A 15,043-nucleotide genomic window follows, 5' to 3' on the forward strand; every position below is an offset into this window, starting at 1 on the left:
CTTTGCTTCCGCTGAATTTTGATGTAGGGGTCTTACTGCCCGTTAATGCGGGATAAAAAAACACGACTATTGATGATAGTCGTGTTTCTTTATGGATGGTAATGAAACTATAAAGCAAGACCCGTAATCGACTTCGCTCGTTACAGTAATATTTCCGCCGTGTAGTTCTACGATTTCCTTCACGATAGAGAGTCCTAAGCCAGTTCCGCCTGTAGCGCGTGTTCTTGCTTTATCGACACGGTAAAAACGGTCGAAAATGTGAGGGAGGTCTTCAGGCGGAATACCTTCGCCTTCATCTTCAATTGTAATGGAAATACGTTTATGTTCTTCTGTAACAGAAATATTTATATGAGAATGTTCTTTTGAATGTCTATAAGCGTTATTTAAAATGTTTATTATCACTTGTTCAAATCGCTGTTCATCTAAGTTTACTAGCAGTGTAGGAGGACAAGAGAAAGAAACTTTAATGTATCTTTCTTTATATATGGCGTTCACTTTTTTAGCTATGCGAGTAAGGAAGGTGTGTAAATGCACTTCCTTTACTAGAATAGAAAAGTTATGCTGTTCCATTTGTGCAAGTGAAAATAAATCTTGAACTAAGTTTGTAATGTAATCAGATTCATCTTTTATAATCGATAAATATCGCAAACGTTGCTCAGGAGAGGTGCTTTCTTTTAAAGCAATGTCAGCATAGCCTCGTACGTATGTTAAAGGTGTTCGTAATTCGTGAGCAACACTTGCTAGAAATTCACTTCGCTCTGTTTTCATATAATGTAGATCATTTGCGAGCGTTTGAATAGATGATGCTAGTTCACCAATTTCGTCATTTCGACTAGTTGTTAATGAAACAGATAAATCGCCTTTACTCATTTTTTCAGTGGCATGTTTCATGTGTAACAATGGTTTTGTTAATAAACGTGATAATAGGAAAATTGTGATGACTGTGAGTAGAAACGTGATGGCACCAGCAATAATGAATTGTTTCGTTAATCCATTAACCAGCTCTTCAATTGATCCTGTTCCAAGAAACATGTACACATAGCCTTCATGTTTTCCATCTACTACAATGGGGCTAACTGTACATATATAATTAGATGTTTTCCAGTGATTTTCTATAATCGCTCCGTTATGGTCTGTTCGAGTTTGCATTTTACTAATATGATCTTTGATAGTCGAGTTTATTTCGTTAGATTTAGCTAGTATTTTTTTATTTGTATTTGTAATAACGACAGTTGTTTCAGCTTCAGATTCCATTAATGCTACGTGAGAGATGGTTTGTTCATCATAATATTTTTCAAGTACATCCCGGTGACTATTTCCTCGCTTTAATAAAGCCGTCATTTCTTCATTTACTCTAGTGTTTACGAGGCTATAATAAAGCAAAATAAAGAGAACACTTTCAATTAAAATTGTAACAATTAAAAAATAAAATCCGAATTGAATAGAGATTCGTTTCATCACTTTGCTCCTTAATGTTCGGTATCAATCCATCGATAACCTACTCCATACACGGTTTTTAAATGATGATCAATAGGGAAATTTGCTTTTCGCAATTTATCACGCAAATTACGAATATGTGAATCGACTGTGCGATCTTCTGTATTTGTGTTTAATCCCCAAATTCGTTCAATGAGCTGATCACGGCTTAATACATAATTCACATGGCGTAAAAATAACCCGAGTAAAGAGAATTCAATCGGTGTGAGAAGAAGTTCTTCATTATGTACAGAAGCGAAGTGTTTTGTTTCATCCCATACAATACCGTGATATTGGATTTGTTTATGTTCATTTGTACGTCTTAAAACGGCTTCAATTCTTGCGAAAAGTTCTTCTTCATGGAAAGGTTTCGTTACGTAATCATCCGCTCCGAGTTTTAATCCTTGGATGACATCTACTGTTTGATCACGAGCGGTAACCATAATAATAGGAACGTTACTAAATGAACGGATTCTTTTGCACGTTTCCCATCCGTCCATCTTTGGCATCATAATATCGAGTAAAACAAATTTAAAGTTTCGATTTTCTATATGTAAAATAGCTTCTTCTCCGGAAGTCGCACATACGCAGTTATATCCAATTGGAGTAAGATAAAGCGTTAATAATTCAAGCATTCTCGGTTCATCGTCTACGAGCAGTATATCAATCATAGAGAGCCCTCCATATTTATAATCGTTACTTAAAGTGTAATGCAAAATCATGAAGAAATGGTGCAGATTATGATGTGTCTGCATAATTTCTTCAGAATTGCTTGTTATTGTGGAGTTGAAATTACATTTTAGGTAATCATATTGGCTCAAAAATGATTAATACGGAGGCGGTATAGTGAAAAAAATGACCCGAATTTTTGGGATAACAATAATTACAGCAGTTGGTCTTGCTGCATGTGGGCAAACGAATACAGACCATAAAAATCATGAATCTACAAAAGAGAAGAAAACAGAGCAAAAGGAAATGAAAATGAATCAGGAAGTAACCGCGCCAAAAGAAATGAACGAAGGGGCATCGAATGATTTATTAACGACAAGTCTAAAAAATGTAACGAGGTTAAATACAAATGACCCCCTAAAAATGGCAGTGTTAACTTCGCAAACGATATGGCCAGCAACCCATAAAGAGAACCAGCCAGGTGCTGTTATTTTAGTACCAGTGAGCGAGTGGCAATTAGGTATTGCGAGTGCAGACCTTATTCATCATCCGAATAATGGGCCGATTTTATTTATAGAAAAAGAAAAGATACCGGAAATGACGTTAAAAGAAATAAAACGATTAAATCCAATCGGAACGAAAGATGGAACACAAATTATGGTGATGGGAGATGTAGGTACTAGCGCGCTTGAACAATTGAAAGGTTATAAAGTAAAACAAATAAAAGAAACGGACCCAGCTATATTTGCGAAGGATGTTGATAAGGAGTATGCCGATATAACAGGAAGCTACCCAAATAGTGTTATTATCGGTTCGTCTGCAGAAGAAGGACGTTTATATACAACACCCGCTGTAAATTGGATTTCTCATATGCCGGAACCACTACTCTATACAGAAAAGAATAAAGTGCCAGAAGCGACAATAGAGGCATTAAAAATGAGAAAAGATAAAGCAAATATATATGTATTAGGGCCAGAAAAAATTGTTTCAAAAGAAGTAGAAAAAGAGTTAAGCAAATACGGGAAAGTAACGCGTATTAGTGGAGAGACCCCTACAGAAAACTCGATTGCGTTCGCTAAATTTAAAGATGAAAAAACAAAATTTGGCTGGGGATTCACAAAACCTGGTCACGGTTTATCATTTGTTTCAAGCAAAACACCAGATTTAGCAGTTGCTGGGGCACCTTTTTCACATATGGGTAAACACGCACCTGTTGTCTTGTTAGAAGAAGGTAAAGCTTCACAACCAGTGTATGACTTCCTTGCTACTATTCAGCCGAAGTTTAAAGATGATCCAACACTTGGACCATATAATCATGGCTTCTTATTAGGAAGTACGAGTGATATTTCATTTGAAACACAAGGAATACTAGATGAGAGGTTAGAAATTGTTCAGGAAAGTGGTCAAGGACACGGTGGACATTAATAAAATGAGAAAAGACGCTACTGATATAGCGTCTTTTTTTATTTCCCTCGACAAAATATGACAAAAAAGTTGTAACTGTTTCTGTTATGATAGTTTCGGAAATCTTACATTTTACATAATCGGAGGAAAAGAAATGTATAAAAAATTGGGTACTATCGCTTTAACAGGTGCACTTGCTTTTAGTTTAGCTGCTTGTGGTGAAACTGAAGTTAAAGAAGTGAGTAAAAACGATGCTCCTAAACAGGCTGAAAAGAAAGATAAAAAGGAAAAAGCTGAAAGCAAGATTTATAAAATTGGAGATACGGTAGAAGTTAATGGCCTACAACTTACTTTCAGTTCAGCTAAATTCGTTGAGCCTAACGAATACGTAAAAGCTGAAAAAGGGAAAGTACTAGAAATCGCTTTTAATGCTAAAAATAATGGCAAAAAAGATATATATTTTGGAACTTCTGAATTAAAAATTGCTGATACTAACGGCAACCAATTCAAAGAGTACTTTGGTGGGGAAAATACGTTTATAAACGAAAATATTGCGCCAGGTAACCAAATTACAAACAAAATGTTATTTGATGTACCAGAAGGCGATAAGTTTGTTGGTACATTTAAACCTACATTTACATTTGACGAGAAATCAGTGAAATTTGAATTTGAAGTTGCTAAATAAGGAGAGATTAAGATGAAAAGAACAGCTGAATTTGTATTAGGTCTTATTGGAGGTATTTTTGGTATTATTTGTGCATTTGTTGCTTTATTAATCGGCGGTATGGGAGCTGCTTTTGAAGCTGATGGAGCAAATACTGTTATTGGCTTAGGTTGGGGAGCTGTGGCTCTATCAATCTTAGGAATTGTTGGATCTGTTATGGTAAGAAGTAAAGCGAAGGTTGGCGGTATTATGATGACTGTGGCTGCTATCGGTGGATTTATTTGTATTTCTATAATTTACTTATTACCAGGCGTATTATTATTAATCGGTGGATTAATGGGCATATTCCGTAAGGATAAAGCAACTGTATCTGCATAAAATGAGCACTCGAAAGAGTGCTTTTACTAATTTCATTAAATTAGCATAAACTCCTCTAATCCTAAACCCTCCAAACTAAACCTCATATATGAAGTGGAAATATCCATAGAAATGTAAATGAATTCCTTGAGTAGCTAATATCTTGATCCTTGGACTACTCAATTAAATGAGCTGAATTACATGTGCATTTTTCATCCATCCAAACAAAGTTCTCTTCATTTGACATACGGTAGAATCCGAAATCGTTGTACGTTAAATCAACAATAGGTGATAGTATATTTAAAGTCTTCCTGATATTCTAGGAAAAGAAGCTACAAAGGTAACATCTTTTTTAGGAAACTTTTACATAGAAAAAAATCTTCTACTCGTTATATAATAGCTTTCGTGCAGTCGGCTAGATTTTCTTATGGAGAAAATCAAATTATAAAGGAGTAGAGGAGTGGTATTTTGTTTCAAACGATAAAAAATGACTGGTTTTTTAATGTGAGAGGGGACGTGTTATCAGGAATTGTCGTTGCTTTAGCATTAATCCCTGAAGCGATAGCCTTCTCTGTTATTGCAGGCGTGGATCCGACAGTTGGACTATACGCAGCCTTTTGTATTGCGGTTACCATTTCATTTGTTGGCGGAAGAACTGGAATGATTTCAGCTGCAACAGGTGCAATGGCATTATTAATGGTAACGCTTGTTAAAGATCATGGTTTGCAATATTTATTTGCTACAACAATATTAACAGGTATCGTCCAAATTATTTTTGGCGTGTTCAAACTGAGCTCATTTATGAAGTTTGTTCCGAAATCTGTTATGAGTGGTTTTTTAAATTCACTTGGAATTTTAGTTTTTACAGCGCAATTACCGCATTTTAAAAATGCAACTTGGCAAATGTATGCACTCGTTGTATTAGGACTTGCAATTATATATTTATTTCCACGTATTACAACGGCTGTACCTTCTACGCTTATTTCAATTATTATTGTGACGAGTATTGCACTTATGAGCGGATTACAGTTGAAAACAGTAGGGGATATGGGAAGCCTACCGAAAGAATTACCGTTCTTTAGTATTCCTGATGTGCCATTTACATTAGAAACATTAGGGATTATTTTACCTTATGCAGTTATGCTTGCAATCATTGGTTTACTAGAGTCTTTATTAACAGCTTCAGTTTTAGATGATATGACGCATACAGAAAGTAATAAGCATAAAGAGGCACGCGGACAAGGGATCGCAAACATCGTTGCTGGATTTTTCGGAGGAATGGCAGGATGTGCAATGATCGGTCAATCTGTTATTAATATTAAATCAGGTGGACGAGGTCGCCTATCAACATTTGTAGCGGGCGGATTTTTAATCGTATTACTATTCGTTTTAGGAAATTATGTCGTTCATATTCCGATGGCAGCTTTAGTTGCGGTTATGATTATGGTTTCAATCGGAACGTTTGATTGGAACTCTGTAACAACGATTCATAAAGTACCAAAAGGAAACGCATTTGTTATGATTGTAACAGTTGTGATTGTCTTAATTACACATAATTTAGCATTAGGTGTAATTATCGGAACAGTAATTAGTGCGGTGTTATTTGCATTCAATATGGCAAAGATTCACGTGAAACATTTATATATTGAAAATAAGAAAATATACGAAATTCACGGTCAACTTTTCTTTGCATCTACAGCCGATTTCATAAATAATTTTTCATTTAATGAAGATGTAAAAGAAATTGAAATGAATTTTACTCATGCGCACGTATGGGATGATTCAGCAGTGGCATCAATTGATAAAGTTATCATGAAGTATGAGCAAAGTGGTGTGAAAGTAAGTATAACAGGATTAAATGAACGTAGCTCAAAACTTGTTGCAAATTTGGCTACTTATAATAAAAGAATTGCTAGTTAAAAGCCTCCTTTTTAGGGGGCTTTATTATATAATACGAGTAGGATAACGAAAAGGGGATTCAGCATATGTACAAACAAATTATATTAGCATGTGACGGTTCTGAACATGCACTTCGAGCAGCGGAACATGCAACATATATTGCGAAATGTAGCGAAGAAACAAATGTTGAAGTTGTGTACGTAGTAGATAATAGAACGGCAAAATCAGATATTATACAAGGTCAAACAGACTTAGAAACAATATCAGCTAGTCGAAAAGATAAATTAAAAGAGATTGAAGGTCTATTAAAGAAAGAGAACATTTCTTATACAATTACGATATTACATGGTGATCCTGGAGATACAATTGTTCAATATGTAAATACAGGAGATATAGATCTTGTTATCGCTGGAAGCAGAGGGCTAAATACACTGCAAGAAATGGTGCTTGGTAGTGTCAGTCATAAAATAGCAAAACGAGTGAAATGTCCGGTGATGATTATAAAATAAAATAGAATGTAATGAAGACCTTAGTATAACTGAGGTCTTTTTTATGTATAAATAACTCTTATTTGTGGAAATACTAGATATATAAGTTGAAAAGATGTTAACTTACAAATTTGTAAGTTAGTTGTTAGAGAAATCGATGTTATGAAATTTTTCCCATTGGTAAAATAAAAGTATCACAGGGGAGATAGGGAGGATGGAAGCAATGAAATCATTTCAAAATTTGTCATATAGTCAAGGGGTAAGCTTAATTTGTCTAGGGGGATTTGCTGCATCTGTTACGTTAGCTGTTTTAATAAAGGTGTTTCATCAAATTTTTTAATATTAGAGTAGGGAAGGAATTGGTTGTTATCATTAGTAGGAACAGCAATGAAAATAAAAAATAGCTCTTAGCATGTATGTAGATGCTAAGAGCTATTTTTATGATTTTTATATGTTATTTAAGCTTGTTTTGATTTTACTGACCCTGTATTTAAAGTAAGGGCAAGGAAGAACATTGCAAGTATGCAAGATGCAAGTAATAAGATGAATCCGCCATCCCACCCGAATGCATCTACGATAAAGCCCATAGCGGCACTAGCGAAAGCAGCTCCGCCTAAGTAACCGAAGAATCCAGTTAAGCCTGCTGCAGTTCCAGCAGCTTTCTTTGGTGCTAAGTCAAGAGCGTGTAGACCAATTAACATAACCGGTCCGTAAATTAAAAATCCAATTGCGACAAGAGCGATACTATCAACCATTGGATTACCAGGAGGATTTAACCAGTAAACAAGAACTGCGATAAATACACCAATCATAAATAAAATACCAGCAGGTGCACGACGTCCTTTAAATAGTTTATCACTCATCCATCCGCAAAGAAGTGTACCTGGAATACCAGCCCATTCATATAGAGCGTAAGCAGTACGTGAGCTACTATGAGTAAAGCTTTTTTCTTCTACTAAATAAGTAGGAGCCCAGTCTACAACGCCGTAACGTACGAAATACACGAAAACGTTCGCAATAGCGATGTACCATAAAAATTTATTGTTTAGTACGTATTTAAATAAAATTTCCTTTGCCGAAAGTTCGCGTTCGCGATCTTTTATTTTCTCATCTGGTGGATATTCTCCAGTATGCTCTTCAATAGAAGGTAGTCCACAAGATTGAGGTGTATCTTTCATTGTAATTAGTACATAAATACCAACTAAAATTGAAAGAATACCTGGGAAGTAAAAAATACTATGCCAGTCATTTGCAAAGAAGTATAAGCCTAATGTTACAAGAGAAGGCATCAGCGCGCCGCCGACATTATGAGCGACGTTCCAAATAGACATTTTTGTACCACGTTCGCTAATAGAGAACCAGTGAACCATCGTACGACCACAAGGAGGCCATCCCATGCCTTGTACCCATCCATTTAAAAACTGAAGTACAAACATAAGTATAATGCTCGTTGTAATGAAAGAAAATGAGCCGAAAATAATATTAATGATACCTGATAAAAATAGCCCAGCTGCTAAAAAGTAGCGAGGATTACAACGGTCGGATACGATACCCATAAGAAATTTACTTAATCCGTAAGCGATAGATACTGCTGAAAGGATAACCCCAAGTTCCCCTTTACTAAAGCCTTGCTCGATTAAGTATGGCATTGCTAGTGAAAAGTTTTTTCGAACAAAGTAGTAACCTGCATAACCAATGAAGATACCTAAGAATACTTGTAAACGTAATTTACGGTATTCGCTATCAACGCGATCAGCTGGTAAGCGTTCCGCGTGGGGCGCAGGTTTAAATAATTGTGTGAAAAACATAAAATGAAAATCCTCCCCTAATTAATTCGAAGCGTTTTAAGACAGAGAATATAAAAAGGCCATGAAATATAAAAAAGTTTCCTTTTTTATGATTCATAGCCGTGTACTCCGTTTCTCCGTGACTGTCAATATTAACTTCGTCGAAAATTATACAACTTTGTGACAAAAATGTAAACGTTTTTATGAATAAAAGTATTGACGGATTTTGTTCGCGGGATTAATATTTAAATACGTTAAATATTTTATTGTTTAAATAAGAGGTGGATAACATGCCAAATGATATGACGCATATCGATAAAATTCAAGCTCTAGCCTTTTCGATTGGAAAGAAAATGCAGACGGAGTTATTAGAACAAATGCAAGCAACAGGACTTACACCACCGCAGTTTTATATTTTAAAGATTCTAGATCATTATGGGGCTTCAAGAGCGACAACATTAGCAAAAAAGATGTATGTGAAGCCTAGCGCGATTACAGTGATGATTGATCGTCTAATCGATCAAGAACTTGTAGAACGCTATCACGACAAAGATGACCGTCGTGTTGTCATCATCGAGTTAACGAAAAAGGGGAAAGCTAGAGTAGAAGAGGCAATGACAGCTCGCAACGAGCATATTGCAAAATACTTTTCACATTTAGAGTTGCAAGAAAGAGAAGATTTATTACGTCTCTTTGAGAAGTTAGAAACCATTATTTGCGGGACACAAGAGAAAAAAGAGAATAACTAAGAGGAATTGAGGAGATTACATGGAGCAACAAGAAAATCAAAATAGAAAGTTGTTGTTAATCGGTTTAGTAATAGCGATGCTATTTGCTGCATTAGATGGAACAATTGTTGGTACAGCAATGCCACGTATCGTCGGTGACCTAGGCGGATTAAGTTTAATGACATGGTTAACAACAGCATATATGTTAACATCAACGACAGTTGTACCAATTGCAGGTAAGTTAGCGGATTTACTTGGTCGTCGTAACGTATATATAACAGGGCTAGTTATTTTCATGATTGGTTCGGCGTTATGTGGTATGGCAAATGGTATGACAGAATTAATTATTTTCCGTGGTATTCAAGGTCTTGGTGGCGGTATTATGATGCCAATGGCTATGATTATTATTGGAGATATGTTCACGGGAAAAGAACGTGCAAAATGGCAAGGTATTTTTGGTGCGTTATACGGTCTTGCTTCTGTAATTGGACCACAAGTTGGTGGTTGGATTGTAGATGCAGTGAACTGGAGATGGGTATTCTACATTAACTTACCGGTTGGTATTTTAGCAACAATCTTTATTGCAATGGGATTAAAATCACATAAACAAACAGGACCAATTAAAATTGATATCGCTGGAATCTCTACGATGATTCTCGGTGTTGTAAGTTTATTACTTGCACTAACGTTTGGCGGAAAAGATTACCCATGGGATTCTTGGCAAATTATCGGTTTATTTGCACTAGCTGTAATTGGTATCGTTAGCTTTGTTATTGTTGAAACGAAAGCTGAAGAGCCGATTTTACCAATGCATTTCTTTAAAAATCGCACATTTACAATACTGAATGCGATTGGATTCTTTATGAGTATTGGAATGTTCGGCGCGATTATGTTCGTACCATTCTTTATGCAAGGTATTGTAGGAGTAAGTGCTGCTGAATCAGGAACAATTATGACTCCAATGATGATTACAATGATTGTGATGAGTATTATCGGTGGGCAACTTGTATTAAAAGTTGGTGTAAAACCACAAATTATCGCAGGTATGCTTATTATGGCCGGTGGTTTCTGGTTATTAACAACGATGGATATGCACACAACGAAGCTTACAGCTACTTCTTATATGATGGTTATCGGTTTAGGAATGGGGCTTGTAATGCCGACATTAACATTAGCATTACAAGAAAGCTTCCCGAAAAAAGACCTTGGTGTCGTAACGTCATCAAGTCAGTTCTTCCGTCAAATTGGTGGAACATTTGGTATTACAATTTTAGGATCAATTATGAATAACACTTCAGGTACAACGTTAACAAATAATTTAGTACCTGTATTAGATACATTCCCGAAAGAAGCGGGACAAATGGTAACGAAATTTAAAGATATGATTCACACAGATCCACAAGGTTTATATTCGATGCTATTTAGCCCAGAGGCATTAAAACAAATGCCAGAAGCTTTCGCTAACAGCATTGTACCTATTTTGAAAAACTCTTTAGTAGACTCGCTTCATACTGTATTCTTAACAGGATTAGTATTTATCGTAGTAGGCGCCATCTTTACGATTTTCTTACAAAAAATTAAACTATCAGATCGTAAAAAAGATGCTGAAGAGCCTGCTGTAGAAGAAAAAGAAAAAACTGTATCATACTCGTAATGAAGAAGCATCGCCTTATGGTGGTGTTTTTTTTGAGTATAACCTTAAAAGCTTTTTAGTGAGAAATGATTGACGTATTTTTAGAAATACGTTATATTATTTTCTGTAAACGGTTACATAAGATGGGGAGAAAAGAGAATGAGTACGATTAAAGACGTTGCGAAATTAGCGGGAGTATCTGTTGCGACCGTTTCCAGAGTTCTAAATAAAAATGGATATGTTCATGAAGATACATTAAAAAAGGTAGAGCGTGCAATTGAGATGTTAGATTATAAGCCTAGTACAGTAGCGCGTTCACTGTATAATAAAAAGTCTCGTTTAATTGGCTTAGTTGTTCCAAATATCGTGAATCCATTCTTTCCAGAAGTTGCACGTGCCGTAGAGGATGTAGCACATAAACAAGGTTACACAGTTGTCCTTTGTAACTCTGATGAAAGTTTAGAAAAAGAGAAACAATACATTGATGTACTTAGACAAAATAATGTAGATGGATTTATTGTAGCAACGAATCCACAAAATAGTGTTAATTACATGAATTTATCTGTTCCAGTTGTTGCGATTGACCGTATGTTTAATGAGCGTATTCCTACTGTATATGCAGATAACTATGCAGGAAGTCAGGCTGCGACAAAGTTGTTACTAGATAAAGGATGTAAACATATTGCACATATTCGCGGTCCACGTGATGTGAGTACTGCAAATGAACGTTTTGAAGGTTTTGTAGACGTTATTACGCAAAATAGTCTTTCGTATATGATTGCAGAGAGTACGTTTGATCCAGCAAATAGTGAGCGTGTAGCCATGGAATTATTAGAAGAATACCCGCACATTGATGGTATTGTTGCTGGGAATGATTTAATTGCGATTGGTATTGTAAAGGCTGCACTTCAAAAGGGGATTGCCATTCCAGATGATTTACAAATTATCGGATTTGATGGGATTTCTTTAACGGAAATGATGTATCCATCTATTACAACAGTTGCACAACCAATATATGAAATGGGGAAAATTGCAACAGAGTTGTTGTTAGAGCAAATGGAAGGACATACATTAGAAGAGAAACACTATCGTTTGCCGATTGAAATTATAGAACGAAATACAACGAAGTAAGGAGATGAAACAGATGCCAAATATTGCAGTAGTAGGAAGCATTTCAATGGACTTAGTGGCTGTTTCAAAAAAACGGCCGAAAGCAGGAGAAACAGTAATTGGTGAAGCGTTTCATACAATCCCAGGAGGGAAAGGAGCAAACCAAGCAGTTGCTGCAGCTAGGTTAGGAGCAAATGTAGCAATGGTTGGAGCGGTAGGAAATGATGATTATGGAACAGTAGTTAGAAAAAATTTAGAGAACGAACGCATTTTTATCGATTATGTGGTACCGGTTACAGATAGAACGACAGGAATTGCTCATATCGTTTTAGCAGAAGAAGATAACAGTATTGTTGTCGTACAAGGGGCAAATGCTCTTGTAAATAAGTCAGTTGTAGATCGCTCCAAAGACCTTCTTGTAAAAGCGGATATGGTTGTTCTTCAACTAGAAATTCCACTTGAAACAGTAAAATATGTATTGGCTATTTGTGAGGAACATAATATTCCTGTTATGTTGAATCCAGCGCCAGCACAAGTTTTATCAGAAGAAATTTTAGAAAAAGCAACTTATATTACGCCAAATGAACATGAGTGCCGCATCGTATTAGATGATTTTAAATCACCAATTGAAGATTTACTGGCTAAATATCCAAATAAACTATTGATGACAGAAGGTTCTAACGGTGTTCGTTTCCACAATGGCACGGAGATTGTACATGTTCCTAGCATTGCTGTTGATGTAGTGGATACAACTGGAGCTGGTGATACATTTAATGGTGCGTTAGCAGTTGCACTTTCTGAAGGAGAGACACTTCAAAAAGCAATTCGTTTCGCGAATATTGCCGGTGGTCTTTCTGTAACGAAACTTGGAGCACAGGGCGGTATGCCAACGAGAGATCGAGTACGTGAAGTGCAGGTGATTGTTGGATGAAAAAGCATGGTGTATTAAACAGTGAAATCGCGGCAGTCCTTGCTTCACTTGGGCATACAGATACGGTTGTAATTGCTGATTGCGGGTTACCGATTCCGTATGGAGTAAAACGAATTGATTTAGCTGTTGAGATTGGAAAACCGAGTTTTTTAGAGGTGTTACAAGTTGTAGCTGATGATATGGCAATTGAAAAAGTGACGTTAGCAGAAGAAGTCATTATAAATAATGCGGAAGTGAATAAAGAGATTGAGCTGAAATTAATAGAGCCAGCATTTGAGTATGTATCTCATGAACAATTTAAAGAGCATACAAAGAAAGCGAAGGCGATTATTCGTACAGGCGAGGCTACGCCTTATGCAAATGTAATTTTACATGCAGGCGTGATTTTTTAATAAAGGGAAGTGATGGGAATGCATATTGAAATGAAAAACATTTCAAAGGCGTTCAATGGTAATCCTGTTTTGAAGAATGCACAGTTTATGATTGAAACAGGAGAAGTCCATGCATTGATGGGGGAAAATGGAGCGGGTAAATCAACGCTCATGAAGATTTTAACAGGTGTATACAAAAAAGATGGTGGGACAATCACGATTGATGGGCAAGAGCGTACCTTTAAAAATGCGAAAGAAGCTGAAGAGTACGGCATAGCATTTATACATCAAGAACTAAACATATTGCCGAATTTAACAGTAGCTGAAAATATGTTTCTCGGTAAAGAGTTAATGTATGGGAAAACAGGTATTTTACGCACTCGACAAATGAACGCGATTGCGCAGCAGCAACTAGCAGAGCTAGGATTGCATGTAAGAGGCGCTATGTTAGCAGAGGAACTATCGGTTGGACAACAGCAAATTATCGAAATTGCGAAAGCATTAATGACAAACGCGAGCGTTATTATTATGGATGAACCTACTGCGGCACTGACGGATCGTGAAATCGAAACGCTCTTTATAGTAATCAATAAGTTACGTAAAGAAGGTGTTTCATTCGTGTACATTTCGCATCGTATGGAAGAGATTTTCTCGATATGTGATGCCATTACGATTTTGCGTGATGGAGAATACGTCGGAAAGAGATTAATTCCAGAAACATCATTTGATGAAGTAGTGAGTATGATGGTGGGGCGCAGCATTGGTGAACGTTACCCAGAGCGAAATAGTCAAATTGGTGATGTCATTTTTGAAATGCGTAACGGAACGAAGAAAGGGAAATTTGAAAATGTTTCGTTTCAAGTAAGAAAAGGTGAAATCCTTGGTGTTGCTGGTTTAATGGGAGCTGGACGCACTGATATTATGAAAGCGATATTTGGTTATGAACCTTTAGATTCTGGACAAATTTTTATAAATGGACAAGAAGTAAAAATTGATAGTCCGATAGATGCAATTAGACAGAGAATTGCTTTCATTACAGAAGATAGAAAATCTGAAGGATTAGTGTTAGATTTCTCTATTCGCGAAAACTTATCGTTACCGAATTTAGAAAGTCTTTCAAAAGGAAGTGTTCTGAGCAACGAGCTAGAACAGCAGTTTACAGAAGATATGATGAAGCTTCTTAATGTGAAAGCATCTAGCGGGGAGCAGGCAGTGAAATCTCTTTCTGGTGGAAATCAGCAAAAGATTGTAATCGCAAAATGGCTAGGCATTCATCCGCAATTACTCATTTTAGATGAGCCAACAAGAGGTGTAGATGTTGGAGCGAAAAAAGAAATTTACTCTATCATGAATAAGCTTACAGAGCAAGGCGATGCCGTTATTATGGTATCATCTGAGCTTCCGGAAGTTTTAGGGATGAGTGATCGAGTTCTTGTCATTCATGAAGGAAAAGTCGGCGGCATTTTAGGGAAAGATGAGGCATCACAAGAGTCTATTATGGCACTAGCTACAGGGGGAGAGTAAGG

Annotated in this window: 15 protein-coding genes; 12 read left to right on the forward strand and 3 right to left on the reverse strand. The window is 36.4% G+C overall.

The annotated features are described in order from the left end of the window. Positions 1–66 precede the first annotated feature (66 nt). Positions 67–1,458, reverse strand: a complete 1,392-nt coding sequence (locus DN403_RS16540) for a sensor histidine kinase (protein ID WP_098437279.1) — start codon at positions 1,456–1,458, stop codon at positions 67–69. 11 nt (positions 1,459–1,469) lie between these two features. Next, positions 1,470–2,147, reverse strand: coding sequence for a response regulator transcription factor (locus DN403_RS16545; RefSeq protein WP_000565487.1), 678 nt, complete (start codon positions 2,145–2,147; stop codon positions 1,470–1,472). 175 nt (positions 2,148–2,322) lie between these two features. Between DN403_RS16545 and DN403_RS16550 the strand changes: the two genes are divergently transcribed. The 6 genes from DN403_RS16550 to DN403_RS16575 all read left to right on the forward strand — a co-directional run bounded on the left by DN403_RS16550 (position 2,323) and on the right by DN403_RS16575 (position 7,297). Continuing rightward, positions 2,323–3,570 carry a hypothetical protein gene (locus DN403_RS16550; RefSeq protein WP_063674904.1) on the forward strand — a complete coding sequence of 416 codons (1,248 nt, stop codon included), beginning with the start codon at positions 2,323–2,325 and terminating at the stop codon, positions 3,568–3,570. Between the two features lie 133 nt (positions 3,571–3,703). Then, positions 3,704–4,234, forward strand: a complete 531-nt coding sequence (locus tag DN403_RS16555; protein WP_000277056.1) for a DUF4352 domain-containing protein — start codon at positions 3,704–3,706, stop codon at positions 4,232–4,234. A 12-nt stretch (positions 4,235–4,246) separates the two neighbouring features. Next, complete coding sequence (locus DN403_RS16560; RefSeq protein WP_000831286.1) at positions 4,247–4,591, forward strand: DUF4064 domain-containing protein; 345 nt, start codon at positions 4,247–4,249, stop codon at positions 4,589–4,591. Between the two features lie 447 nt (positions 4,592–5,038). Continuing rightward, the gene (locus DN403_RS16565) at positions 5,039–6,490 is read left to right on the forward strand and encodes a SulP family inorganic anion transporter (RefSeq protein WP_149185637.1); all 1,452 of its coding nucleotides are present in this window, start codon (positions 5,039–5,041) and stop codon (positions 6,488–6,490) included. 65 nt (positions 6,491–6,555) lie between these two features. Continuing rightward, on the forward strand, positions 6,556–6,978 hold the full coding sequence (locus tag DN403_RS16570; protein WP_000277998.1) for a universal stress protein: 423 nt from the start codon (positions 6,556–6,558) through the stop codon (positions 6,976–6,978). Positions 6,979–7,180: 202 nt separating this feature from the next. Further along, on the forward strand, positions 7,181–7,297 hold the full coding sequence (locus DN403_RS16575; RefSeq protein WP_000834733.1) for a DUF4027 family protein: 117 nt from the start codon (positions 7,181–7,183) through the stop codon (positions 7,295–7,297). A gap of 118 nt (positions 7,298–7,415) precedes the next feature. On the opposite strand, the gene glpT is transcribed toward DN403_RS16575, so the two are convergent. Next, on the reverse strand, positions 7,416–8,765 hold the full coding sequence (gene glpT / locus DN403_RS16580) for a glycerol-3-phosphate transporter (protein WP_000466386.1): 1,350 nt from the start codon (positions 8,763–8,765) through the stop codon (positions 7,416–7,418). Between the two features lie 269 nt (positions 8,766–9,034). On the opposite strand from glpT, the gene DN403_RS16585 reads away from it, so the two are divergent. The 6 genes from DN403_RS16585 (at position 9,035) to rbsA (ending at position 15,041) form a co-directional block, all read left to right on the forward strand. After that, entirely contained in the window at positions 9,035–9,493 is a 459-nt protein-coding gene (locus tag DN403_RS16585) for a MarR family winged helix-turn-helix transcriptional regulator (RefSeq protein WP_001132365.1), read from the forward strand. A gap of 19 nt (positions 9,494–9,512) precedes the next feature. After that, entirely contained in the window at positions 9,513–11,126 is a 1,614-nt protein-coding gene (locus DN403_RS16590; RefSeq protein ID WP_016097713.1) for an MDR family MFS transporter, read from the forward strand. A 138-nt stretch (positions 11,127–11,264) separates the two neighbouring features. Next, the gene (gene rbsR / locus DN403_RS16595; RefSeq protein ID WP_016097714.1) at positions 11,265–12,236 is read left to right on the forward strand and encodes a ribose operon transcriptional repressor RbsR; all 972 of its coding nucleotides are present in this window, start codon (positions 11,265–11,267) and stop codon (positions 12,234–12,236) included. A 13-nt stretch (positions 12,237–12,249) separates the two neighbouring features. Beyond that, a complete protein-coding gene (gene rbsK / locus DN403_RS16600) occupies positions 12,250–13,146 on the forward strand; it encodes a ribokinase (protein WP_001132863.1) in 897 nt (298 codons plus the stop codon). Then, positions 13,143–13,538, forward strand: coding sequence for a D-ribose pyranase (gene rbsD, locus DN403_RS16605; RefSeq protein ID WP_017762791.1), 396 nt, complete (start codon positions 13,143–13,145; stop codon positions 13,536–13,538). Before rbsK ends, rbsD begins: the two co-directional genes overlap by 4 nt. Positions 13,539–13,556: 18 nt before the next feature. Next, entirely contained in the window at positions 13,557–15,041 is a 1,485-nt protein-coding gene (gene rbsA / locus DN403_RS16610) for a ribose ABC transporter ATP-binding protein RbsA (protein ID WP_002083754.1), read from the forward strand. Positions 15,042–15,043: the final 2 nt, after the last annotated feature.

Origin of the sequence: Bacillus sp. AY2-1, from assembly GCF_008368965.1 — a bacterium.
Lineage (GTDB): Bacteria > Bacillota > Bacilli > Bacillales > Bacillaceae_G > Bacillus_A > Bacillus_A thuringiensis_S.